17 protein-coding genes are annotated in these 24,304 nt (G+C 60.0%); 10 read left to right on the plus strand and 7 right to left on the minus strand.

The window, feature by feature from the left end; translation table 11 throughout:
• Positions 1 to 3: 3 nt before the first annotated feature.
• The gene (locus ACIQUH_RS14880; protein ID WP_035262398.1) at positions 4 to 918 is read right to left on the minus strand and encodes an ABC transporter permease; all 915 of its coding nucleotides are present in this window, start codon (positions 916 to 918) and stop codon (positions 4 to 6) included.
• Between the two features lie 76 nt (positions 919 to 994).
• Complete coding sequence (locus tag ACIQUH_RS14885; protein WP_400816353.1) at positions 995 to 2,503, minus strand: ABC transporter substrate-binding protein; 1,509 nt, start codon at positions 2,501 to 2,503, stop codon at positions 995 to 997.
• Positions 2,504 to 2,824: 321 nt separating this feature from the next.
• Here ACIQUH_RS14885 and ACIQUH_RS14890 point away from each other — a divergent pair, with 321 nt between their 5' ends.
• The 3 genes from ACIQUH_RS14890 to ACIQUH_RS14900 are packed head-to-tail and all read left to right on the plus strand — an operon-like array spanning position 2,825 to position 6,098.
• The gene (locus ACIQUH_RS14890; protein WP_400816355.1) at positions 2,825 to 4,021 is read left to right on the plus strand and encodes an exo-alpha-sialidase; all 1,197 of its coding nucleotides are present in this window, start codon (positions 2,825 to 2,827) and stop codon (positions 4,019 to 4,021) included.
• Positions 4,018 to 4,974, plus strand: coding sequence for a 4-hydroxythreonine-4-phosphate dehydrogenase PdxA (gene pdxA, locus ACIQUH_RS14895; protein WP_400816357.1), 957 nt, complete (start codon positions 4,018 to 4,020; stop codon positions 4,972 to 4,974). The genes ACIQUH_RS14890 and pdxA overlap by 4 nt, the downstream gene beginning before the upstream one ends.
• Positions 4,971 to 6,098 (plus strand): iron-containing alcohol dehydrogenase, encoded by a 1,128-nt coding sequence (locus ACIQUH_RS14900; RefSeq protein WP_400816359.1) that lies wholly within the window; start codon positions 4,971 to 4,973, stop codon positions 6,096 to 6,098. The genes pdxA and ACIQUH_RS14900 overlap by 4 nt, the downstream gene beginning before the upstream one ends.
• 47 nt (positions 6,099 to 6,145) lie before the next feature.
• On the opposite strand, the gene ACIQUH_RS14905 is transcribed toward ACIQUH_RS14900, so the two are convergent.
• From ACIQUH_RS14905 to ACIQUH_RS14920, 4 genes are all read right to left on the minus strand, one after another.
• Positions 6,146 to 6,853 carry a FadR/GntR family transcriptional regulator gene (locus ACIQUH_RS14905; RefSeq protein WP_003506041.1) on the minus strand — a complete coding sequence of 236 codons (708 nt, stop codon included), beginning with the start codon at positions 6,851 to 6,853 and terminating at the stop codon, positions 6,146 to 6,148.
• 4 nt (positions 6,854 to 6,857) lie between these two features.
• Entirely contained in the window at positions 6,858 to 7,898 is a 1,041-nt protein-coding gene (locus tag ACIQUH_RS14910; RefSeq protein WP_400816361.1) for a four-carbon acid sugar kinase family protein, read from the minus strand.
• 233 nt (positions 7,899 to 8,131) lie between these two features.
• Positions 8,132 to 10,375: a polysaccharide deacetylase family protein gene (locus ACIQUH_RS14915; protein ID WP_400816363.1), complete on the minus strand. Its 2,244-nt coding sequence runs from the start codon at positions 10,373 to 10,375 to the stop codon at positions 8,132 to 8,134.
• A gap of 174 nt (positions 10,376 to 10,549) precedes the next feature.
• A complete protein-coding gene (locus ACIQUH_RS14920; protein ID WP_400816365.1) occupies positions 10,550 to 10,939 on the minus strand; it encodes an acyl-CoA thioesterase in 390 nt (129 codons plus the stop codon).
• A gap of 173 nt (positions 10,940 to 11,112) precedes the next feature.
• Between ACIQUH_RS14920 and ACIQUH_RS14925 the strand changes: the two genes are divergently transcribed.
• Positions 11,113 to 11,307, plus strand: coding sequence for a hypothetical protein (locus ACIQUH_RS14925; protein ID WP_003519634.1), 195 nt, complete (start codon positions 11,113 to 11,115; stop codon positions 11,305 to 11,307).
• Positions 11,308 to 11,338: 31 nt separating this feature from the next.
• Here the strand turns inward: ACIQUH_RS14925 and ACIQUH_RS14930 are convergent, their stop codons facing one another.
• Positions 11,339 to 13,147 carry an ABC transporter ATP-binding protein/permease gene (locus tag ACIQUH_RS14930; protein ID WP_400816367.1) on the minus strand — a complete coding sequence of 603 codons (1,809 nt, stop codon included), beginning with the start codon at positions 13,145 to 13,147 and terminating at the stop codon, positions 11,339 to 11,341.
• A gap of 292 nt (positions 13,148 to 13,439) precedes the next feature.
• Between ACIQUH_RS14930 and ACIQUH_RS14935 the strand changes: the two genes are divergently transcribed.
• The 6 genes from ACIQUH_RS14935 (at position 13,440) to ACIQUH_RS14960 (ending at position 24,287) form a co-directional block, all read left to right on the plus strand.
• The gene (locus ACIQUH_RS14935; protein WP_400816369.1) at positions 13,440 to 16,766 is read left to right on the plus strand and encodes a DUF2126 domain-containing protein; all 3,327 of its coding nucleotides are present in this window, start codon (positions 13,440 to 13,442) and stop codon (positions 16,764 to 16,766) included.
• 1 nt (position 16,767) lies between these two features.
• A complete protein-coding gene (locus ACIQUH_RS14940; protein WP_400816371.1) occupies positions 16,768 to 19,173 on the plus strand; it encodes a circularly permuted type 2 ATP-grasp protein in 2,406 nt (801 codons plus the stop codon).
• Between the two features lie 4 nt (positions 19,174 to 19,177).
• A complete protein-coding gene (locus tag ACIQUH_RS14945) occupies positions 19,178 to 20,056 on the plus strand; it encodes a transglutaminase domain-containing protein (protein ID WP_400816373.1) in 879 nt (292 codons plus the stop codon).
• 168 nt (positions 20,057 to 20,224) lie between these two features.
• On the plus strand, positions 20,225 to 21,463 hold the full coding sequence (locus tag ACIQUH_RS14950; RefSeq protein WP_400816376.1) for a pilus assembly protein TadG-related protein: 1,239 nt from the start codon (positions 20,225 to 20,227) through the stop codon (positions 21,461 to 21,463).
• 130 nt (positions 21,464 to 21,593) lie between these two features.
• On the plus strand, positions 21,594 to 23,216 hold the full coding sequence (locus tag ACIQUH_RS14955; protein WP_400816378.1) for an ABC-F family ATP-binding cassette domain-containing protein: 1,623 nt from the start codon (positions 21,594 to 21,596) through the stop codon (positions 23,214 to 23,216).
• Between the two features lie 60 nt (positions 23,217 to 23,276).
• Positions 23,277 to 24,287 (plus strand): 2-hydroxyacid dehydrogenase, encoded by a 1,011-nt coding sequence (locus tag ACIQUH_RS14960; RefSeq protein WP_400816380.1) that lies wholly within the window; start codon positions 23,277 to 23,279, stop codon positions 24,285 to 24,287.
• Positions 24,288 to 24,304 lie beyond the last annotated feature (17 nt).

Consider the following 24,304-nt stretch of genomic DNA (forward strand, 5'->3'; position numbering starts at 1 on the left):
TCCTCAGTGCCGGATACGCGGATCGAGGAGCGCATAGGCGATATCGATCAGAAGATTCATCAGGAAGATCGCCAGCGCAGTCACGAGAATGGCCGCCAGCACGACGTTGAAATCGCGCTGAAGAATGGAATCGATCATTAGCTTGCCGACACCGGGAAAACCGAAAATGGTTTCAACGATGACGGCGCCGTTGAGAAGGCTTGCCGCCTGATCGCCGATGACGGTGATGACCGGCAGCATGGCGTTTCGCAAGGCGTGAATGAAAATGATGGGACCGGACTTCACGCCCTTGGCGCGCGCCGTCTTGACATAGGCCGACGACAAGGCGCCGATCATCGAGCCACGCACCACCTGCACGATAATGCCGAAGGGGCGTACGAACAGAACCGCAATCGGCAATATCCAATGCAGCACGGAGCCCGTGCCCGACGTGGGCAGCCAGGCGAGATTGACGGAAAAGACAACGATGGCGACGATGGCGAGCCAGAAATCCGGCACGGACGCACCGATAAGCGAGATGCTGGAGGCCATGCGGTCGAAGAAGCCGCCGGAGCGGAAAGCCGCAAGCGAACCGATGACGATGGCGGCGGTGGTGACGAGCGACATGGTGATGACCGCAAGCCAGAGCGTCCAGACGAAAGCCTCCAGCACCACATCCAGGGCCGGGCGGGCTTTTCTGAGCGATTCTCCTAAATCACCCGTCATCACATCGCCCGCATAACGCAGGAACTGCACCATCAGCGGATCGTTCAGCCCGTGCAACGCCCGAAACTGCTGCTTCAGCTCTTCCGAAGCCTCCACCGGCAGAAACAATGCGGCCGGGTCCCCCGTCAGGCGCGACAGGAAGAAAACCATGACGATGAGGCCGATCAGGGAGATCAGGCTCGCAACGGAACGTTTTCGGATGAAGCTCAGCATGGTTGCCTCCGGTTTTTCAATGCGGCGGCGAAGCTTTCGCTGCGCCGCCGCTTCTTAATTGACAAGACGCGGGGTCTTATTTGATGCCGATTTCCGAAAGCTGCAGCATCGAGTTGGTGGCGATGGTGGGCTTGAAGTCCAGCCGCTCCGAGACGCGGGAGAAGCCGACCATGTGGAACAGCAGCACATCCGCCACCACATCGTCGTGCAGATAGGCGATGAGCTCCGACCACAGCTTGGCGCGCTCGTCACCCACGGCTGTGGATGCACGCTCGATCAGATCGTCCACCTTCTTGTCCGAGAAGCCGGACTGCGTGCCCTTGGTGGCATATTTGAAGAACATGGTGAAGGACGGGTCGCCCTTGGAATTGTCGTGCATGGCGGCGACGATCTGCGGTCCGCGGCCTTCCTTGAAGGGCTTGGAGTAATAGCTTTCGTGCTCGGCCACTTCCACGAATTTCAGGTCGATCTTGAAGCCGACTTCCTGCAATTGCTGCTGGATCGCCTCCATGATCTCGGTGACATTGGGGAAATTCGCCGTGCGCGCGATGATGGTGATCGGCGTATCCACCTTCACACCGGCAGCCTTGGCTTCCTCGAGCAGCTTCTTTGCGCCCTCGGGGTCATAGGGGAAGACCTTGACGTCGGGGTTCCAGCCAAGCGTGGTCGGCGGAACGAGCGCAGTGGCCAGCACGGCGCCCTCCGGAACCAGCGTACCGAGGAAGGCCTGCCGGTCGATGGCGAGATTGAGCGCGCGGCGTACCCTGACATCGTTCAGCGGCGCGATATTGTGATCGAGGCGCATATAGACCGTCTCGCTGTCGAGATAGGAAAAGTCGGTCTTCGCATTGGTGGCGTCGAGCTGCGAAATGGAAGGCGAAAGATCGGCTTCGCCGGTCTGCACCATGGCGGCGCGAACCGAAGGATCGGCACGGAAAAGATAGGTCGCTTCCGTCACCTGCGGCTTGGCGCCCCAATAATCGTCGCGCGCGGTGAGCACAATCTGCTGGCCCGGCGTCCAGTTGGTGAGCTTGTAAGGTCCGGTACCCACAGGCTCGCGGATGAATTCCATCTTGGTTTCTTCGGGAACGATGGTGACGAGCGACATCAGCAGCGGCAGGATGGGCTGCGCCGGCTCGGTCTTGAAATCGATCGTGTGATCATCGACGATCGACGGGGTCACGGTCATGCCACCGAAATAACGACGGGACTCGCAGGCGTTCTTGTCGCTCATGATGCGTTCGAAGCTGTGTTTGACGTCCTTGGCGTCAAATGCCGTGCCGTCGGAAAACTTCACGCCTTCACGCAGGTGGAAACGCCAGCTTCCGTCGGCATTCTGCTCCCACTTCTCGGCAAGGCGCGGCTGAACGCCCTTCTTGCCGCGTACATCAAGTTCGGTCAGCGTCTCGCTGACATTTTCCATGATGATGCGGCCAATATTGGAGCGGGTGGCCATGCAGGGCTCAAGCAGGTCCGCCTCTTCCGCCAGCACGATCTTGATCGGCCCCGATGCCGCTAGCACCGGCGAAACCGCGGCGCTGAAGGAACCCAAGACAAGGGCGCCCGCAATCAATGACTTCTTCATTCCGTTCTCCTCCCAGATCAGAAATTCAGCAACATGGCGGCGCACCGCAAGGGACACTCTAAAAAGCCCCGTCTCCTGCATCAGGAGCATGGCGTGCGGATGACTGTCTCCTCCACCCGTAAACAGAGCATCGACGCTATCGCATTTTTTGTCAATTTATTTTTCGATAACAATTTTTACCCAAGCCAAATCTCTTAATTTTATCAATTAAAAACAAATATTTAATTACAATATCCAAAAATAACACATCCTCTTTTTTCATCAAATAAACTTGACAACTTTTCAAATATGTCATTTTCATCGGAACAAGAGGAGACCACGATGACCCCTGATGACATCGCTCACGCCATGACCGGAGCCATCCATGCCGTGTCGGAAAACCGGCAGGAAGCCTTCCTGCCGTCGCCCATGATCCAGAACCATGCGAGCTTCCTGCACCTTCTGGAAGACGGCACCCTGCTCTGCGCCTGGTTCGGCGGCACGCTGGAAGGAAAATCGGATATTTCGATCTTCGCATCCGTGCTCACGGCCGGTGCAACCCGCTGGGGGCCGCCGCAGCGTCTGAGCCACGACCCCGCCCATTCTGAACAGAACCCGGTTCTGTTCACCGCACCGGATGGCGCTCTCTGGTTGTTTCACACGGCCCAGCCCTCCGGCAATCAGGATGAATGCCGCATTCGCATGGCGCGAATCCGCCGCGACGCGACTGCACCGGAAAAGCTTGTGTCCGAGGAAGGACGCTTTCTCGATCTCCCGCGGGGCTGCTTCATCCGCGCGCCGTTGCGCATTCGCGATGACGGCGCCTGGCTGCTGCCGATCTTCCGCTGCGTCCAGCGCCCCGGCCAGAAATGGAACGGCAGCCATGATACGGCAGCGCTCGGCATATCCACGGACAATGGCGCGACATGGCAATTGCAGGGGCTGGAGGAATCGACCGGCTGCGTGCATATGAGCCCGGTAAAGGTGACGAACGGGCGCTACGCCGCCTTCTTCCGCCGCCGTCAGGCCGATTTCGTTTATCGCACCGAAAGTGCCGATGGTGGCCGCACCTGGTCGAAGCCACAGCCGACCGATGTACCCAACAATAATTCTTCCATTGCCGTGATCGGGCTCAGCGATGGCAGGCTGGCGATGATCTGCAACCCCGTCAGCGCCGCGCAGTCGAGCGATCGCCGCGCCTCGCTTTATGACGAGCTTGGAGAAGAAGACGACAGGCCGGATGCCGATCCGCATGGTGGCTGTGTTCCGGTCTGGGGCGTGCCGCGCGCGCCGGTTTCGATCTGCCTGTCCGAGGATGGCGGGCGCAGTTTTACCACCCGGACCCTGATCGAAGACGGGCCGGGCACCTGCCTGTCGAACGATTCGACCGATGGACGCAATCTGGAAATGTCCTATCCGTGGCTTCTGGAAGCGCCGGACGGTACGCTGCATGCGAGCTACACCTATCATCGCCGCGCAATCAAATATGTCCGGCTGGCGCCCGGCTGGGCTGACGAGAACGACGGGAGACAAAGATGAGCAATATCATTGGCATCACCATGGGGGACCCCTGCGGCGTCGGCCCCGAGATCACGGTGCGGGCGCTCGCCGAAATGTCCGCCCCAGATCGTGCGGCGACGCGGATTTATGGAAACCTCGCCACGCTGGAAGCGGCGCGGGATGCGCTCGGCGTTGATATCGATCTCTCCCAGCATGTGGTCGATCTGCCTGTGGAAGGCGCACCGCTGCCCTGGGGTACACTGTCGCCAGTGGCCGGAGACGCCGCTTTCCGCTTTATCGAAAAGGCCGTTCGCGATGCCGAAGCCGGCGCAATCGGCTGCATCGTCACCGCGCCGATCAACAAGGAAGCCCTAAACCTCGCCGGCCATCATTATGACGGCCACACCGGCATGTTAAGAAGCCTAACCGGTTCCTCGGCCGCCTATATGCTGCTCGCCTCGGAACGTTTGAAGGTCATTCACGTCTCGACTCATGTTTCCCTTCAGGAAGCCATTCGCCGCGCAACGACGGAGCGGGTGCTGGCGACAATCCGCGCCGGCAACGCGCATCTGAAGCGCATCGGTTACGATCAGCCGCGCATCGCGGTTGCCGGCATCAATCCGCATTGTGGTGAAAACGGCCTGTTCGGCACCGAGGATGACGACCAGATTGCGCCTGCGGTTGCCGCCGCACGCGCTGAAGGCATCGAGGTGCAGGGACCGATTTCCGCCGATACGGTGTTTCACCGGGCTTATTCCGGCGCTTTCGATCTCGTCGTCGCGCAATATCACGATCAGGGCCATATCCCGATCAAGCTTGTCGCTTTCGACACCGCCGTCAATGTTTCTGTCGATCTTCCGATCGACCGCACCTCCGTCGATCACGGCACGGCTTTCGACATTGCCGGCAAGGGTATCGCCAATCACGGCAACATGAATTCCGCCATCGCCTATGCGCGCAAGCTCGTGGCGGGCAAGGACCGAAAGGGATGAGCACCATGCCTAAAGCTCCCATTCTCATCCATCAGCCACGCCGGCTCGCCGTTGGCGCCGGCACCGTTTCACAGGTTGGCACCTGGGCGGGAAAAACCGCATCGACCCTGATTATCGCCACACCGGTGACGGCGAAATTTGCCGAACGGCTGGAATTGCAGGGCCCTTTCACGATCTTCGACGCCATTCCCGGCGAGCCGGACACCGCAACGCTCGATGCGGCGCTCACCGCGGCGCGCGCCGCCAAGCCGGATCTCGTCGTCGGCCTCGGCGGCGGTTCGGTGATGGATGTGGCGAAGCTGGTCGCGGCACTCTGGAATTCCGGCCAGACGCTTGAGGATGTGGCCGGACCAAACAGGGTTGCCGGGCGCGACACACGGCTGGTGCAGATCGCCACCACCGCCGGCACCGGCTCGGAAGCCGGCATCCGTTCGCTCATCACAGACCCGGTGAAAGGCAACAAGATCGCGGTCGAAAGCCCTCATCTGATTGCGGATTTCGCCGTACTCGATCCGGAACTGACCTATTCCGTTCCACCAGCCGTTACGGCGGCGACGGGTGTGGATGCCATGGCCCATTGCGTCGAAGCCTTCACCAACCGCAAGGCCCACCCGATGATCGACGGTTTCGCCCGCATGGGCTTTGCGCTGGTCGGCAAATATCTGGCGCGCGCCGTCCGCGATGGCGCGGATACTGAAGCGCGGGAAGGCATGATGCTCGCCTCCTATTATGGCGGCATCTGCCTCGGCCCGGTCAATACGGCGGCCGGCCACGCCATCGCCTATCCGCTCGGCACGCTTCTCAACCTGCCGCACGGGCTGGCGAACGCCATCGTCTTTCCGCATGTCCTGGCCTTCAACCAGCCCGCGGTTTCGGCGAAGACGGCGGAAGTGGCGGGAGCGCTCGGCCTTCGCGCGCATCTTTCGCCTGATGATCTGCGCAAGGCGGCAACGGACTTCTGCGCCGGGCTCGGCATTGAAATGTCGCTTGCACGGCACGGCGCAACTGAAGCTGACCTTTCGCGCTATGCGGAAGATGCGCATGCCATCCGCCGGCTGATGGACAATAACCCCGTCGACATGAGTGTCGAGGAGGTGCTCGGCATTTACCGCCACGCCTTTTGAGCAAAAATCCGGTGCGCGGACACGCGCATCGGCCTTCGGTCACCCGCTTAGTCCGTGTGCGAAGACTCGAACAGGCGGTCGCGCGATCCGGTCAGGTGCTGGAGCATCAGCTGGCGCGCCGCCTCTGCGTCCCCATCGGCGATTGCCTTTGCGATTGCCTCATGCTCGGCGAAAACACGCGTCAGACCGGATGCCTCCCGCTTCACCGACATGCCGTGGAATTTCATGCCCACGGCAATATGGTCCTTCAACGCTTCCATCGCGGTGGAGAAATAACTGTTTCGCGCCGCCCGCGCGATGGCGAGGTGAAACTGATAATCGGCATCCTCACGGTGGGACTGGCGATTGGTCGCATCCCGCATCAGTTCGAGCGCCTTCCGGATCGCTGCAAGTCTCTCGCCATCGTGCCGCAAAGCTGCCGCGGCGGCCGCCGCCGGTTCCAGCGTCAGCCTGAATTCGTAACAGTTGAGAAGGTCCGCGACGTTTTCAAGCTGGCCAAAACCGAGCGGCTCGCGCAGGCCAAAAGCCCTGACATAGCTGCCGGAACCTCTGCGGGAATAAATGAACCCCTGCTCGCGCAGCCGCCGCAAAGCCTCGCGCACCACCGGTCGCGATACTTCGAATTCCATCGCGAGTTCATGTTCGGTCGGCAGCCGCTCATCCGGCTTGTAGGCGCCGGATTTGATCGCGCGGTGCATTCTCTCGAAAATAATGTCCGGAAGTGCCTTGCGCGCCGTTTCTTTCATCAGCCCCATCTGGTCAGCTCTCTCCAGCGTCATTGTCGCCAAGCATCATTTTCGCGATCCGTTTCAACGTGTCAGCTTGCCCAAAACCGCCGGACTTCGCAATGATGCATTGGTCGCCGGCCCAGCCGACCCCGAGACCCGGCAGGCATTCGCCGGCAAGACGCAAACGCGAAATGCCCATGGCCCGCAGCACGGCTTCGGCCGTGGCTCCACCCGACAACAACAGCCTGGCCGCCCTGGCGGTAAAATGCGGCACGACGCCTTCCGCCAGCCGGTCTGAAACCGTAAGCGGCGAGAGATTTTCCGTACCCTGCGTTGCTTGAACCAGCGTCAGGCCGGCATCGTCATAAGCGTGACGGGGCAGGACACCATTCGGTGCCTCCACGACCGAGACGGGCCCGACACTTTTGAGACCGTCAATCTGCTCCACCGTGATCGGATCGCGAGACCCGATGACAAAAAGCCCCTTTCCGGCTGGAATGATCGCGGCCTTGGGAACAACCTGCGCCGTCATCGCTTCAGCCAGCGCCTCGGCAAGCCCACGCGCGCCAACCAGAAGATCGGCCCCTTCCGCCTGCGCGGCGGCGAGGGCTTCCCCGATATCGCCCTTCGACCGCGTATCGGGTATCGTGCAGCGGCCGGCATGTCCGCCCAGCCTTTCATGGACGGGAATGGCAACGTCGACGCCAAAGCCGGAAACGGCTCCGTCAACAACGACACGTCCGAAATCCGGAATTGCGGGTACGACGAGCGCGTGCCGATAGGAAATCGCGTCCATTTCCGCTGCAATATGCCCCTTCAGGCGGGAATCGATCTTCTTGAAAAGAATGGTATCGGCCGGAACCAGCGCCAACAGTTCCTGCGTGCGGCGGCGAGCTTCATCCGCCCCGCCATCGCGGCAGCCGAGATTGACGCTGAGGACGGCAGGCGCATCCGCCAGCGCCGCACGCACACCATCAAGCCCGATCGCAACCTCGGTCGCCAGCCCACGCCCGGCAAAGGGGGCGGCAGCATCGAGGGCGCCGGTCAGATCATCGGCAAAAATCAGCAGCACGGGCGAAGCCTTCAGAAAAGTTGTAATGTTTTTCGTCAATAAATTTATTTATAATCAATAGATAACTAGATGTGAATAACAAAAATTTTTTCGCAGCCTCTCGGATTGGCCAATCAGCCGCAAAGAGGTTCAAAGAACGAGAGAAGAAATCGGAAACGGGAAAAGAGAACGCCAAACGCAGGCCGCAGCCATATATGGCGAGGTGGTCGAGAGATGGCGAACGAACAACGTCGCTAGATGAACCGGAAGGGCAGACCCGAGATGAGCGCCTTGACGAAGCGCTTCTTCTGAAAGCGTCCATTCAGCGATACGCGCGGCAACTGCGTCGGCTTTTTAAGGCTGTGGGGACCGATAACGCCAGCCTGTGTGGTCACAGCCGCGGAAAATCCTGCATCGTGAACCGCTTTCGCTTCACGTTCTCCCACTGCCTTTACCCAGCCATAGGGATAGGAAAAGGACAGTGGCCGATGGCCTGTATAAGCTTCCACCTGGCGCGTCGATTCCGCAATCTCATAAGCCAGACGCGCGGCATCGATCTTTCGCATATTCACATGCGTCATGGTATGCGCGCCGAAATGCACCAGGGGGTCTTCCGACAGCATTCTGAGCTCATCCTCATTCATGACAAGTTCGTCCACGATCGCGATGGGATCGACGCCGTGTTGCCTCGCGGCACGATCGATCCTGTCCACCGCCTCATCCTCCGAAAAATTCTGGACGAAATCTTCAAGGCGCGTGAATGCCTCCGCTTTCTGCGAAGGGCTGGCGCAAGCCACCTGCTTCGACCCCGTCCCGAAATCGAATTCGAATGACGCAGCCTTCTGCGTCAGGGCCGCGGCGGTTTCCCACCAGAGGCTTCGCGTCCGCTCGACAAAACCCGGCGTGATGAAAATCGTGTAAGGCACGGCATATTTGCGGAAGATCGGCGCGGCATATTCCGCATTGTTGCGATAACCATCATCGAGCGTGAAGGCGCAAAAAGACCGGCCTTCATGATTATCGGCAAGCAGGGCCGGCAGATCGTGCAGATGGACGGGAACGAGACCACATTCCAGCGCAGCCTGTATCGCCTCTTCCAGAAATTGCGGCGTGACGGACAATTGCACATTCGGGGCAAAAGCCGAAGCAGCCCCACCCGGCCGCACATGGTGAAGCGTAAAGATCACACCGCGACCGGCAAAAGACGGAAATGCCGAACGGACGGCCGTGAGAGAGCTCACCTCCAGCCCCGCCCTTATGGCTCCATATTTTACAAGGCGCTTTATCGGCGGAAAGAACACCCTCCCCGATTGCCCTGACGCCAGACCAGGAAGAAGACGCTTCTTCACAACCCTCAAGGCCGTCAGCGGCAGATCGATCAGGCCCGGCAAAGGATCGTTCGGCGCAAAGGCGGCCCAGCTGCGGATTTTGCCCAGAGAAGCGAAATAGTCGCCAGGTCTCGCCTGCCCCCTCCGGGCCAATGTGAAAGCGGCAACGGTATCGCGGACAAGATAGGACCAGGAGACGCCCTGCCGCACATTGGCGGGCTGGCCGGCCGGCTCCCCATTGGCGACCCGCCATAGCAGGGCGCCAAGGTCGATGCCCGCCGCCGAGCAAAGGCCAAACCATGACCATGGGCGTGGATTGATATCGAGAAGCTTCAGTTTCCCGTCCCGGCCATCCAGCTTGAATTCAACCTCGACCAGCCCGCTATGACCGGCCGATTTCAGTATTTTTCGGGCCGCATCCACCGCTTGCCCGTTATCGACGACCTCGACGCGGGTGCTGGTATAGCCGAAATCGACGGGATATTGCCGGGCGCGCCGGGCGGTGAACTCCGCCACCGGCTCTCCGTTCAGCCACAGCGCCGCATAGGAGAACTGGCTTTCTCCCCCGCCCGGAATGAGTTCCTGCACGACGACATTGCCGGCACCGATCTCTCCACTCGCATCGGCAAAAGCTGTTTTCAGGGCATGCCGGTCATCGGCGCGAATGACTTTCGCCCGGGCGATGGTGGTATCGCCACCCCCCATATTCGGCTTGAGAATAACGGGAAACAATATGTCCAGCGTATCGATGTCAGCGGCCGATGTCAGTGCATAGGTTCGGGGAATACTGACGCCCAGTTCTGCGGCGCGTTGGTAAAGCAGCGGTTTTTCACAAAGCCATTGCAGGGCCGTCCAATCCGGCAGGATGATTTTATAGAGGGCGGACAGTTCCTCACGATGCTGCGCAACGAGCTGGACCTCGCCGTCGCCGGACGGGACCAGCAGGCAGCCCTTCAAACCATGCTTGTCGGCCATCTGACGCAGGAACGGCATTGCCCCTGCATCATGCGGGCCGGCCCAGCGGATCGTTTTCCGCACGAAACGCGACCAGCCCGGCAAAGGGGAATCATGGGTGAGATAATAGACAGGCACATTCAGGGCGCCGAGACTGCGGGCAAGGGCGAGCGTGCCGTGAGCGCCGCCGACAATAACAACACCTGGAATGGTCAAAGCCTGATCCCCGTCCTATTCCATATCTTGATCGCAAAAATTGATAAATAAATTGGATATTTCTAAAGTATTGAGCGGACGGATATCGAATTGCGAAAAATCCGAAACGCCTGTGCTTTTACTCTTTCGCGGGCGCTTCGGAATTTTCTTTGGAAAGAAAATGAGGGTGCCGCGTCATGCTTCCTTGCGGACGGGGCGTGGTTCGCCGCTCTCGTCCACCGCGACCATGATGAAGACGGCCTCGGTTACCTTTTCGCGGGAATCCTGATAATGCCTGCGGGTCCAGGCCTCGATCTTCAGTGTAACGGAGGTGCGGCCGATCTTTTCGATTTTGGTATAGACACACAATGTATCGCCGATCTTGACCGGCTTCTTGAAGACGATCTCATTGACTGCGACGGTAACGGTGCGGCCGCCGGCCACATCATTGGCGCGGACGAAAGCGGCAAGGTCCATCTGCGACATGACCCAGCCGCCGAAAATATCGCCGGCCGGGTTGGCATCGGCGGGCATGGCAAGCGTTCTGAGCGTGAGTTCCATATCGGCGGGCGGTTGCTGGTCCATGTCTCAAAGTCCTTTCACAAGCCTCCCGCTGCCGGACTTAAACAACCGCACCCCATCCGCCAATAGCCGATTTGTCGCGGCAGCCCTTCCAAAACAGCAAGGAATCACAGAGCCATCGTAAGCTTCGGTTAACCATGATGAGGCACGATTCCAAAAAACGCGAGGGCGTGCGAATGGCCTATGACTGGAGTGGAAACAACACAATACAGCAGCGCTACGACCGTATCGTCCTGGCGGTCGCCAGCGTCGTCGCCATCAGCTTGGCGACCGGCACCCTTGCCCTGCGTTCGCAGGTGGAGCCGGACACCACCATAAGCCTGGCCAAACAGCAGCGGCTCGATTCGGACAAATGGCATTTGCGGCTCTAGTCCGCTCCGATCAGTCCCATAGCCCCTTGAATTACTGCGGAGCGTTGTCGTTCCCGGAGATATTTTCCTTCTGGGCGGTATGGTCGAGATGCGCCACGGCCGGAGCAAGAACCGACAGGAATGTTTCCGACCGGCCGATATAGATGATCGCCGCACCGTCAATCCCGTTCAAAACCTCCGCCAGCGTATCCTGCGTCTGTTTTTCCAGCCCTTCGAGCAAATCGTCGACAACGATGAATTTCGGCTTCAGCAGCAGGGCATTGGCAACCCGGATGCTGGCCTGTTCGTCCGAATCCAGCTTCTTGTCCCAGCGAATATTTTCCTCGAGGCGGGAGGCCATCTCGCCAAGCCCGCAGGCAGCAAGCGCCGCAACATAGTCCGCATCGGCAAAACGCTGGGGCGCACGTGGATAGGCGAGGATTTCACGCAGCGATCCCGCCGGCAGATAACCGTGCTGGGCAATGAAAAGCGTGTCGGACTGTTCGGGCATCTCGATCCTGCCCTGCCCCCAGGGCCACAGGCCTGCCATGGCCGCAAAGAGCAGCCGCCGGTTCACGCCCTGCTCGCCATTGATCATCAGCCGTTCGCCCGGCCCAACCTCGATTTCGCTCTCGCGCAGCTGGAAGCCGCGCTCCAGATCCTGTCCACCCGCATCGCGGCAGATCGTCACCGACTGTAGGCGGACTTTTTCATTTTCCGCGCTCCGCTGCAGATCGATCGTGAGGCCATGCTGTTCGACGCTGTCCATCTCGATAAGGGCGTTTCGAAACACCGAAACGCGCTGCAACGTCGCCTTCCAGCTGGCGATCGGGCCGAAATTGTCGATGTACCAGCGCAGCGCCGTGTTGACCTGGTTGAACGCACCGACGGCCATCATCAGCCCGCCGAAGGTGAGGTTACCAGAAAAATAAACCGGAGCCGCAATCAGGATCGGCGCCACCACCGCCAGCCAGCCATATCCTGCCGAAACCCATGTCAGATGCGTCAGCGCCATGGCGAGCCCGCGAATAACGCCAAGCACCGCATCGATGTCGATACCGATTCGCCGCCTTTCGTTCTTTTCACCACGCGCAAGGGCAATGGCGGCAAGATTTTCGCTGGCCCGCATCAGCGAGAAGCGAAGCTCCGCCTCTTTGGAATAACGTTCGGCATTCAGCCCGACCAGCCGATAACCGACGAGATTGCTGAGCAGGGAAGCCGAACCGGCATAAAGGATCGCCGCCCAGACCATATAGCCGGGGATCGCATAGGTCTCGCCGCTGATGGTGACGGCAAAGCCGGCCGAGAGCGACCAGAGAACGCCGATAAAGCTGACAAGCAAAATCGTCGCGTTCACCAGACCGATGGAAAGCGCCGTGCTGCTTTCCGCAAGGTTGCGGACATCGTCATGCAGGCGCTGGTCAGGGTTGATCGCAATCGTGCCGAAACCGGCAAGACGGGCGGCGCGACCCGGTTTCAGCCATTGATCCACCATATCCTTGGCAAGACCCTCGCGCATGTTCAGCGCCGTCATCTGGTTCAGCCAGGTCTGGATGACGTTGAGGAGAAGCAACAGCCCGGCGATGACGGCAAAGACCTCGAGCTGGTGAATGAAGGCGGCAAGATCGCGCCGCTCCAGCGCGTTGTAAAACGGAGCGTTCCACTCATTGAGTTTGATCTGCCCATAGGCGGTAAGCAATATCACCGTAAGCAGCGCCATCGACAGCAGGATCAGCCGGGTGCGCACCGGCGAGGTCCAGAAGGCACGCCCCATCATGCGCAGCTGCGCCGGGAAATCGAGATCGAAACCCGAAAGATTAGCCGCGCTCTTGCGCTGATCGTCGGTCACCGTTGTTGCCATTCATTCCATTCCGAAACGTCAGTCGGCAAAGAAAGCGGGTCGCGATTCTGCGCCTTTCGATGCCAAGCAATAACACGCCGTTCAACCTTGTCCACAATCCCGGCGAAATCTCAGCGGCGATGATTGAAAAGCCCGGACAATTCTTACCTCGGGCAAATATCGCGGCCTCCACCAACAATGCGGTTGCCACCGGAAATGATCCTTGCTTTCTTTTCCTGCATTGCACAAAATCCGAATAATTTCAGAGGGGCGGACAAACCGCATAAGCCGGAAAACCGGGCAAGGCAGATTAATGGCGATCAAAGCGAGCATCTATCATCTGACGCATTATAAATACGACAATCCGGTTCGCCTTGGACCACAGATCATCAGATTAAAGCCCGCCTCGCACTCCAGAACCCACGTTATCAGCCATTCGCTCAAGGTTTCACCCTCCAATCACTTCGTGAACCTCCAGCAGGATCCCTACGGCAATTACCTCGCCCGTTTCGTTTTTCCCGAACCGGCGACGGAATTTAAGATCGAGGTCGATCTTGTCGCCGATATGACGGTTTACAATCCGTTCGATTTCTTTGTGGAGGAAGAGGCGACCAAATGGCCCTTCGACTATCCGCAGGAATTGCGTGACGACCTGTCCATCTACATGAAACCGGAACCGACCGGCCCGCTGCTCGCGGCCTTCATGGCCACCGTCGACCGCACACCGGAGCAGCCGACGGTGGACATGGTCGTTGGCCTCAATGCCCGCCTGCAACAGGAGATCGGTTACGTCATCCGCATGGAACCGGGCGTCCAGACACCGGAGGAGACGCTCGCTTCCGGCAAGGGGTCCTGCCGCGATACCAGCTGGCTGCTCGTGCAGGTTCTGCGGCATCTTGGCCTCGCCGCCCGTTTCGTGTCGGGATACCTCATTCAGCTCACCCCCGATCTCAAGGCGCTGGATGGCCCGTCCGGCACGGAGGTGGATTTTACCGATCTTCACGCCTGGGCCGAAGTCTATATGCCCGGCGCCGGCTGGATCGGCCTCGACCCCACCTCCGGGCTTCTGACGGGTGAGAGCCATATTCCGCTGGCGGCAACGCCGCATTACCGCAATGCGGCGCCGATTTCCGGCGGTTATTACGGCCATGCCAACACGGAATTCGCCTTCGACATGCAGGTCCGGCGGGTTGCCGAAACGCCGCGCATCACCAAACCATTTTCGGATGAAAGCTGGGAGGAACTCAACGCGCTCGGCCAGGAGGTCGATGACGTTCTGAACACCCATGATGTCCGGCTGACCATGGGCGGCGAACCGACCTTCGTTTCCATCGACGATTTCGAATCCGACGAATGGAACACCGGCGCGGTCGGGCCGACAAAGCGTGAAAAGGCCGATGCCCTGATCCGCCGCCTGCGCGAACGTTTCGCACCGGGCGGTTTTTTGCATTACGGGCAGGGAAAATGGTATCCGGGCGAAAGCCTGCCGCGCTGGACCTTCTCGCTCTATTGGCGCAAGGACGGCCTGCCGATCTGGCAGAATCCGGCGCTGATCGCCGAGGAGGGCGCAAATACAGGGGTCAAGGCGGAAGATGCGCAGAAACTGCTGGGCGGCATAGCCTCCCATCTTGGCATCGAGCCGGATCTGGTGCTGCCGGCCTATGAGGACCCGGCCGAATGGATCATCAAGGAAGGCAGCCTTCCCGACAATGTCGACCCGTCCAATTCCAAGCTAAAGGACCCGGAGGAGCGAAACCGCATTGCCCGCGTCTTCGAGCGGGGACTGACGACACCGACCGGCTATATTCTTCCCGTTCAGGCGTGGAATGCGCGCGCCGGCGGCAAGCGCTGGATCAGCGAAAAATGGAAGACGCGGCGCGGCAAAATATTTCTTGTTCCGGGTGACAGCCCGGTGGGTTACCGTCTGCCGCTCGGCACCCTGCCCTATGTGCCGCCATCCGCCTATCCCTATATTCACGAGGCCGATCCTTCGATCCCCCGCGGTCCGCTTCCCGATGTCTTCACACCATCGGGCCGCGCCATGCCGGAAGCCTCCTTCCATGCCAGCGAGGCCCCGGGGCAGGAGCGCATAGAACAGACGCTCGGTGAAATCGGCGGCGCAGTGCGCACCGCCATGTCGGTGGAACCGCGTGACGGCCGGCTCTGCGTCTTCATGCCGCCGGTCGAGCGCATCGAGGACTATCTCGAACTGATTGCAGCAGCAGAAGCGGCAGCCGCCGATCTTGGCTTGCCCGTCCATATCGAAGGTTATGCACCCCCGCATGACGAGCGCGTCAATGTCATCCGCGTCGCACCCGATCCCGGCGTCATCGAGGTCAACATCCACCCCGCCGCGGGCTGGAAGGATTGCGTCGACATCACCACGGCTGTTTATGAGGAGGCGCGCCAGTCGCGTCTCGGCGCCGACAAGTTCATGATCGATGGCCGCCACACCGGCACCGGCGGCGGCAACCATGTGGTGGTTGGCGGCGCGAGCCCCAATGACAGCCCCTTCCTGCGCCGGCCCGACCTTCTCAAAAGCCTCGTGCTGCACTGGCAGCGGCATCCCTCGCTCTCCTATCTCTTCTCAGGCCTGTTCATCGGCCCGACAAGCCAGGCGCCGCGTATCGATGAGGCCCGCCACGACAGTCTCTACGAGCTGGAGATCGCGCTTGCGCAGGTGCCTGCCCCCGGAGAAGGCGTGCCGCCGCTGCCATGGCTGGTCGACCGGCTGTTCCGCAATCTGCTGACGGATGTGACGGGCAATACCCACCGCGCCGAAATCTGCATCGACAAGCTGTTTTCGCCCGACGGGCCGACCGGCCGTCTCGGGCTGGTGGAATTCCGCGGTTTCGAAATGCCGCCCAACGCGCGTATGTCGCTTGCCCAGCAATTGCTGGTGCGCGCCCTCATCGCCCGCTTCTGGAAAAATCCGGCCGCCGGCAAATTCGTGCGCTGGGGCACGGCGCTCGCGGACCGTTTCATGCTGCCGCATTATATCTGGGCGGATTTCCTGGATGTGCTTGCCGACCTCAAGGAAAACGGCTTCGACGTGAAACCGGAATGGTTCACTGCCCAGCAGGAATTCCGTTTCCCCTTCTTCGGCGAGGTGGAATATGAGGGCGCAAAATTGGAGTTACGTCAGGCGCTGGAGCCCTGGCATGTGATGGGCGAACAGGGAGCGATCGGCGGCACCGTGCGTTATGTCGACAGTTCCGTCGAGCGCCTGCAGGTGCGGCTGGAAACCTCCAATCCCGCCCGCTACACCGTGGCCTGCAACGGCCGGGCCGTTCCGCTGACGCCCACGGAAAACCGCAGCGTTTCGGTGGCCGGCGTCCGCTTCAAGGCATGGCAGCCCGCCTCCGGCCTGCATCCCGTCCTTCCCGTCAATTCACCCTTGACCTTTGACATTTATGATACATGGTCGAGGCGATCGATCGGCGGATGCATCTACCATGTTGCTCATCCGGGCGGGCGCAATTACGAGACGTTTCCCGTCAACGGCAATGAGGCCGAGGCGCGCCGCCTTGCCCGTTTCGAACCATGGGGACATACGGCAGGGCAATATCCGCTTCACGCGGAAACCATGTCGCCAGAATTTCCGCTGACGCTCGATCTGCGTCGGCCTTACGGAGTGTAAATTGTCCAAAGCCCCGGCAACGGAACGCAAGACGGAACCGAGCGCGCAACCACGCGGGCTTGAATATTCCCCTTTGCCGGGCGTTGCCGACGAAATGCTCGATACCAACGGCAAGGTCAGACCGGTCTGGAAAACCCTGCTCGACGCCCTGTCGCGCATGTCGGAACGGGAATTGCACGAGCGCTTTGCCCGCACCGACCGCTATCTGCGCGATGCCGGCGTGTTCTACCGCGATTACGGCAAGGGCAGCAGCGAAAGAAACTGGCCGATCTCCCATATTCCGGTGCTGATCGATGACAGGGAATGGGCGGTTCTCTCCGAGGGGCTGAAACAGCGCGCCAATCTTCTGGAAGCCATGGTCGCCGATTTTTACGGCGAGAACCGGCTGGTGAAGGAAGGCTTCGTGCCGCCGGCGTTGATCGCCTCCAATCCGGAATATCTGCGGCCCATGGTCGGCGTGAAGCCGGCAAGCGGCCATTATCTGCATTTCTGTTCCTTCGAGATCGGGCGCGGCCCTGATGGCAACTGGTGGGTGCTGGCCGACAGGACGCAGGCGCCCTCCGGTGCGGGTTTCGCGCTTGAAAACCGGGTGGCAACCACCCGTGCGCTTTCCGATATCTATGCCGAAACCCATGTGCACCGTCTGGCCTCGTTTTTCGGCGCTTTCCGCGACACGCTGCAGGCGCAGAGAAAACATCCCGACGACCGGATCGCCGTGCTGACGCCCGGCCCCGCCAACGAAACCTATTTCGAACATGCCTATATCGCCCGTTATCTCGGCTTCATGCTGCTGGAAGGCGAGGACCTCACCGTCGTCAACGGTCGCGTCATGGTCAGGACCGTGGCAGGGCTGAAACCGATCGGCGTGCTGTGGCGGCGTCTCGATGCCTCCTATTCCGATCCGCTGGAACTGAACCAGCAATCCCATATCGGCACGCCGGGCATGGTGCAGGCGCTGCGCAATGAGGCACTCACCGTCGTCAATGCGCTCGGCAGCGGCATTCTCGAAACGCGTGCGCTGCTCGCTTTCATGCCGCGTATCTGCCGCCATATTCTGGGCGAGGAGCTGAAACTGCCATCGATCGCGACCTGGTGGTGCGGGCAGGAATCGGAACGCCGCCACGTCGCCGGCAATATCGAAGGCATGGTTATCGGCCCCGCCTATTCCCGGCTGCCCTTCTTTGACGACAACGGACAATCCGTGCTCGGATCGTCCCTGCGTGAAACGGCAAAGGAATCGATCAGCGACTGGCTCGCCTCCGACGGCCACAGGCTGGTGGGACAGGAAGTGGTGACGCTTTCGACAACGCCCGCCTATATAGACAACAAGCTCGTGCCGCGCCCGATGAGCCTTCGCGTTTTTGCCGCCCGCACCCAGGATGGCTGGCAGATCATGCCGGGTGGCTTCGCCCGCATCGGCAGCGGCGACGATGTCTCCGCCATCGCCATGCAATCGGGCGGAAGCGCGGCCGATGTCTGGATCGTCAGCGACAAGCCGGTGGAACGCACCACACTTCTGCCGGCGGAAGAAAGCTTCACCCGCAATATGCCGGGCAGCCTGCCGAGCCGCGCGGCCGACAATCTCTTCTGGCTTGGCCGCTATATCGAACGCTCCGAAGGCGCCTTGCGAATCTTACGCGCCTGGCATGGGCGTTTTGCCGAATCCGCCGATCCGCGCCAGCCTCTGCTCGCGCATGTGACGCGATATCTCGAAGCGCTCGATGTGGAGATGAGCGATGCCGTACCGGAAAGCCTGCTGAACAACATCAACAGCGCACTTTATTCCGCCAGCAACATCCGCGACCGCTTTTCGCCCGACGGATGGCTGGCGCTGAACGACCTTGCCAAGACGGCCCGCCGCTTCCATGCGAAAGTGGCCCCCGGCGACGACGCCACCCACGCCATGACGATCCTCTTGCGCAAGCTTGCGGGCTTTGCCGGTCTCGTGCATGAAAACATGTATCGTTTTACCGGCTGGCGTTTCCTGTCGATCGGCCGTTACCTGGAGCGCGGCCTGCATATGACGCGTCTTCTCGGCCATATGACCGGCCCGGATGCGCCTGACGGCTCCTATGACATGCTGCTCGAGATCGGCGACAGCGTCATGACCCATCGCCGTCGTTACAACGTCAATACGGCCGGGCTGACCGTGACCGATCTTTTGGCGCTCGACCCGCTCAACCCCCGCTCGATCCTGTTCCAGCTGAACGAGATCCGCACCGAGGTGGAACAGCTTCCAAATGCCTTCGTCAACGGCCAGATGTCCCCCTTTTATCGCGAGGCGATGCGCCTGCATTCAGGGCTCGCCGTCATGACACCTGAAAACATGAACGGTGCGATCTATCGCCAGCTTGAAACCGACATGGAACATCTCTCCGATGTTCTGGCCCGGACCTATCTCGGATAATCCTATGCTTTATGATCTTTCCCTGCATATGGGTTACACCTACGATACGCCGGCCCACGGCGCGCGCCACATCATCCGCGTGCTGCCACTCTCGATCCCGGGCCGGCAGCGGCTTGTCGCCGGCTCCATTGATGTTTCGCCCACGCCGGAAGAACGGGCCGTCTTTGAGGATTTCTTTCGTCAATCGGCCACGTCAGTGCATCTGCGCGCGCCGCACGAGAAGCTGGATATCCGCATGCAGGCCCGCGTGATGGTGGAAGCGCCGGCGCTGACGGCGGATTTCTCTCCCGAGCTTTCCCGCCTGCCGCAAGATCTGGCCGATGTCTGGTCACTCGATTTCCAGTCACCGCACCATTTCATCGGCGCGAGCCCAAGGATCGGAATGGACGCGGCCATATCCGCCTATGCCCGGGAATTGCTGAAACCCGGAATGACCATTCGCGAAATCGCGCTGTCTCTGTGCAAACGCATCCACAGGGACTTCATCTATGACGGCGAGGCGACGACTGTCGATACGACGCCATCGGAAGCCTTCAAGCTGAAGCGCGGCGTGTGCCAGGATTTTTCGCATATCATGATCATGGCGCTGCGCAGCCTCGGCATTCCCGCCGGCTATGTCAGCGGCTTTCTGCGCACCATTCCTCCGCCGGGCAAGGAACGGCTGGAAGGCGCCGATGCCATGCATGCCTGGGTTCGCATCTGGTGCGGCGAGGCAGCCGGTTATCTGGAACTTGATCCCACCAATGATATCGTCGCTGGAAGCGACCACATCGTCGTCGGTTATGGCCGGGATTATTCCGATGTCGCGCCTGTTATCGGTGTCTTGAAGAGCTATGGCAACCAGCAGATAAAACAGGCCGTCGACGTCATCCCCGTCCAATAATGACACGATGTGTATTATTGCAGACATCGCGCAAAACAATTCTTGAAAATACTTCGAAAACTGCGTCAATTTGAACGCTATATAAAATTAAACCGATCACGTTAGCGGATTCTACATCGTTTGCGGGTTTCCTGCGCCCAGTCGAATATTCTAATCCGTGAGCCCGTCATGATCGCCTCCGCACATCAAAAACCGAAGCGTCGTTTTCTTGCCGATACCAGCGGCAATTTCGGCATGATGACGGCAATCCTGTTGCCGGTGTTGCTGGGTGTTGCCGGTGCCGGACTGGAGCTTGCCAATGTCATGCAGGCGAAGGCGGACATGCAGAATACGGCGGATTCTGCAGCGCTTGCAGCGGCCACCGAGGCCCGTCTGAAAAAAGGCGAGCTAAGCGACGAACAGCTCAAGCAAATCGCCAAGGCCTTCATCGCCGCCCAGATGGAAAAGGCCCTGACCGAGCAGGAGAAAAAGGAACTGGAGCAAAATTCTCCAACCAACATCACGACAACGGAAAATGCGCGTGGCAAGACCTACACCGTCGAGACCACGATCAACCGCAGGATAGACCTCAATCCGCTGCTGGGATTCCTTGGCGCAAAAACGCTCGATCTTTCGGTCACCGGCACCGCAAAAAGCACCGTCAACAAGGGCGCGCCGATCTCCATGTATCTGGCGCTTGATCGCTCCGGTTCGATGTCCTTCAAGACGGATACGGTCGACACCAAAAAAACGTCGTGCCAGAATTATACGGCCGATAATTGGATCAAATATCCCAATCTGGGCAAGACATCACCCTGCTATGTCAACAAGGCCACGTCGCTCAAAACCGCCGTCGCGTTCCTCGTCACGACGTTGAACAAGGCTGACCCGACCTATACCGCCAGCGGCGGTTCCGAACTCGTTCGCACGGGTGCCTCCGTCTATACACATGAGACCTATGCGGCCCAGCCCATCAGCTGGGGTACGAGCAGCGTTGTCAGCTACGTGGACAAACAAATCCCGGAGTTTCCCACCGGCGGCACGGATGCCCGCAGCAGCCTGAACGCCGCCTATAACGCCCTGAAAAAAGCCAACCCCGACGAGGCGAAAGCCCATAAAACGCAGGGGAACGAATCCTTCGAGCGCTACATCGTTCTCATGACCGACGGCGAAATGACGGGAAACAGCGCTTCATGGAATTCCAGCATCGACCAGTCGGTACGCACCACCTGCGAGACCGCCAAAAAAGACGGGATCAAGATTTTCAGCGTCGCTTTCATGGCGCCGGACAAGGGCAAGTCGCTGCTGCAATATTGCGCCTCCAGCGCCGATAATTATTACGCGCCGGAAAACATGGAGCAGATCGTGACAGCCTTCGGCGAAATCGCCCGCAAGGCCGCTGGCAGCATAGCCACACTCACGAACTGACGGCAATCGCCGAAACCGTCCGGGGTATCAGCGCGCCTGTTCTCCCTGCATGGTTGACAGGACAGCACGACAGGTGACAGCGGCGGCGGCCCGTGGCATAGGAGGGCCGCTCCCATTCACAGGCCCCGTCATGATCCGTATCGAAAATATCAGCAAGTCGAACAGCCACCGCATTCTCTATATCGAAGCCTCCGCCGCGCTCAATCGTGGCGAGAAGATCGGTCTCGTCGGCCCGAACGGCGCCGGCAAGACGACGCTGTTCCGGATGATCACCGGCGAAGAGCAGCCCGATGAAGGGCAGGTCGTCGTCGAAAAGGGCATGACGGTCGGTTATTTCGATCAGGATGTCGGCGAAATGTCCGGCCGCTCCGCCGTCGCCGAGGTCATGGAGGGCGCAGGCCCGGTCAGCGAAGTGGCTGCGGAACTCCGGGAACTGGAAGCCGCCATGTCCGACCCTGACCGGATGGACGAGATGGACGCCATCATCGAACGTTACGGGGAAGTGCAGGCGCGTTATGAGGAGCTGGATGGCTATGCGCTGGAAGGCCGTGCACGCGAAGTGCTGGACGGGTTGAGCTTCAGCCAGGAGATGATGGACGGAGACGTTTCAAAACTGTCCGGTGGCTGGAAGATGCGCGTGGCGCTTGCGCGTATCCTGTTGATGCGTCCGGACGTGATGCTGCTCGACGAACCATCGAACCATCTCGATCTCGAAAGCCTGATCTGGCTCGAAGACTTCCTGAAGAATTATGACGGCGCGCTGCTGATGACTTCGCATGACCGCGAATTCATGAACCGCATCGTCACCAAGATCATCGAAATCGATGCCGGCAACCTCACCACCTATTCCGGTGATTACGGCTTTTACGAACAGCAGCGCGCGCAGAACGAAAAGCAGCAGCAGGCGCAGTTCGAACGCCAGCAGGCCATGCTCGCCAAGGAAATCAAGTTCATCGAACGCTTCAAGGCCCGCGCTTCGCACGCCTCGCAGGTGCAGAGCCGCGTAAAGAAACTCGAGAAGATCGACCGCGTCGAACCGCCAAAACGGCGTCAGACGGTTGCTTTCGAATTTGCCCCTGCTCCCCGCTCCGGCGAGGATGTCGTCGCGCTGAAGAAGGTGAACAAGGCCTATGGCAGCCGCACGATCTATGGCGACCTCGATTTCATGGTGCGGCGCAAGGAGCGCTGGTGCATCATGGGCGTCAACGGCGCTGGAAAATCGACGCTACTGAAGCTGGTGACGGGCACGGCGGAACCGGACTCCGGCAATGTCACCCTCGGCGCCAGTGTCAAACTCGGTTATTTCGCCCAGCATGCCATGGATGTTCTGGATGGCGACAGCACCATTCTCGAATGGCTGGAAGAGCGTTTTCCGAAAGCCGGCCAGGCGCCGTTGCGCGCTCTTGCCGGCTGTTTCGGTTTTTCCGGCGACGACGTGGAAAAACGCTGCCGCGTTCTTTCCGGCGGTGAAAAAGCCCGTCTCGTCATGGCCGCCATGCTGTTCGACCCACCGAATTTCCTCGTGCTGGACGAACCGACCAACCATCTCGACCTCGACACCAAGGAAATGCTGATCAAGGCCCTGTCGGATTATGAAGGCACGATGCTGTTCGTTTCCCACGATCGCCACTTTCTCGCCGCCCTGTCGAACCGGGTACTGGAACTGACACCTGAAGGTATCCACCAATATGGCGGCGGCTATACCGAATATGTCGAAAGCACGGGACAGGAAGCACCGGGTCTTCGCAGCTAAGCTACCTGCCGGACGCATCGCCCTGTAACGGCAGCTTTCGTTTCGGAACTGGAGAAACAGATGCGGATCGTGGTTTACAGCGCCAAACCCTATGACAGGCAGTTCCTTGAGGCCGCCGCCCGGCCCGATATGCAAATGCAATATTGCGAAGCGCGCCTGTCTCTTGAAACGGTGGCGCTGGCGGAGAGAGCGGCGGCGATCTGCGCCTTCGTGAATGACGACCTGTCGCAACCCGTGCTCGAGAAACTGGCGGAAATGGGTGTTCGGCTCATCGCCCTGCGCTGCGCCGGTTTCAATCAGGTCGATCTCGCCGCCGCCGAAAAACTTGGCCTGACCATTGCGCGCGTCCCGGCCTATTCGCCCTATGCGGTCGCCGAACACACGATGGCGCTCATCCTGTCGCTCAACCGCAAGATTCACCGCGCCTATAACCGTGTCCGCGAAGGCAACTTCGCCCTTGACGGCCTGCTCGGCTTCGACCTTCACGGCAAGACGGTCGGCATTGTCGGTACGGGAAAGATCGGAGCGATTTTTGCGCGCATTGCGTCCGGCTTCGGCTGCCGTCTCGTCGGCCACGATCTCCGGCCAAATCCCGATTGCGAAGCGCTGGGCATGGTCTACGTCACGCGCGAGGAGCTTTTCCGAACATCGGACATTCTGGCGCTGATGTGCCCGCTCACGCCGGAGACCCGTCATCTCATTCGTGGGGAGACACTGCCGCTTCTGAAAAAGGGCGTGATGCTCGTCAATACCAGCCGTGGCGCCATCATCGACACGCAGGCCGCGATTGCGGGTCTGAAGGACGGCACGATCGGCAGTCTCGGCATCGATGTCTATGAAGAAGAGGCCGATCTCTTTTTCGAGGACCTTTCCAACGACGTGCTGCGTGACGATGTTTTCGCGCGACTGCTGACCTTCCCCAATGTTCTGGTGACCGGCCATCAGGGCTTCTTCACGCAGGAAGCCCTCAAGAACATCGCGGACACCACGATCGGCAATATCGAAAGCTTTTCCAGGACCGGCAGGGCGTTACATGCCGTTTCCACGCAGCAGCTTGCCGGCCCCGCCTAACCTCTCCGGCCAGAGTC

The organism is Agrobacterium sp. NPDC090283 (assembly GCF_044769685.1).
Taxonomy (GTDB): domain Bacteria; phylum Pseudomonadota; class Alphaproteobacteria; order Rhizobiales; family Rhizobiaceae; genus Agrobacterium.

Coding starts and splice junctions, on each gene's coding strand:
- ACIQUH_RS14880 (WP_035262398.1), bottom strand. CDS start 918: ATGCTGAGCTTCATCCGAAAACGTTCCGTTGCGAGCCTGATCTCCCTG.
- ACIQUH_RS14885 (WP_400816353.1), bottom strand. CDS start 2,503: ATGAAGAAGTCATTGATTGCGGGCGCCCTTGTCTTGGGTTCCTTCAGC.
- ACIQUH_RS14890 (WP_400816355.1), top strand. CDS start 2,825: ATGACCCCTGATGACATCGCTCACGCCATGACCGGAGCCATCCATGCC.
- pdxA (WP_400816357.1), top strand. CDS start 4,018: ATGAGCAATATCATTGGCATCACCATGGGGGACCCCTGCGGCGTCGGC.
- ACIQUH_RS14900 (WP_400816359.1), top strand. CDS start 4,971: ATGAGCACCATGCCTAAAGCTCCCATTCTCATCCATCAGCCACGCCGG.
- ACIQUH_RS14905 (WP_003506041.1), bottom strand. CDS start 6,853: ATGGGGCTGATGAAAGAAACGGCGCGCAAGGCACTTCCGGACATTATT.
- ACIQUH_RS14920 (WP_400816365.1), bottom strand. CDS start 10,939: ATGGACCAGCAACCGCCCGCCGATATGGAACTCACGCTCAGAACGCTT.
- ACIQUH_RS14925 (WP_003519634.1), top strand. CDS start 11,113: ATGGCCTATGACTGGAGTGGAAACAACACAATACAGCAGCGCTACGAC.
- ACIQUH_RS14930 (WP_400816367.1), bottom strand. CDS start 13,147: ATGGCAACAACGGTGACCGACGATCAGCGCAAGAGCGCGGCTAATCTT.
- ACIQUH_RS14935 (WP_400816369.1), top strand. CDS start 13,440: ATGGCGATCAAAGCGAGCATCTATCATCTGACGCATTATAAATACGAC.
- ACIQUH_RS14945 (WP_400816373.1), top strand. CDS start 19,178: ATGCTTTATGATCTTTCCCTGCATATGGGTTACACCTACGATACGCCG.
- ACIQUH_RS14950 (WP_400816376.1), top strand. CDS start 20,225: ATGATCGCCTCCGCACATCAAAAACCGAAGCGTCGTTTTCTTGCCGAT.
- ACIQUH_RS14955 (WP_400816378.1), top strand. CDS start 21,594: ATGATCCGTATCGAAAATATCAGCAAGTCGAACAGCCACCGCATTCTC.
- ACIQUH_RS14960 (WP_400816380.1), top strand. CDS start 23,277: ATGCGGATCGTGGTTTACAGCGCCAAACCCTATGACAGGCAGTTCCTT.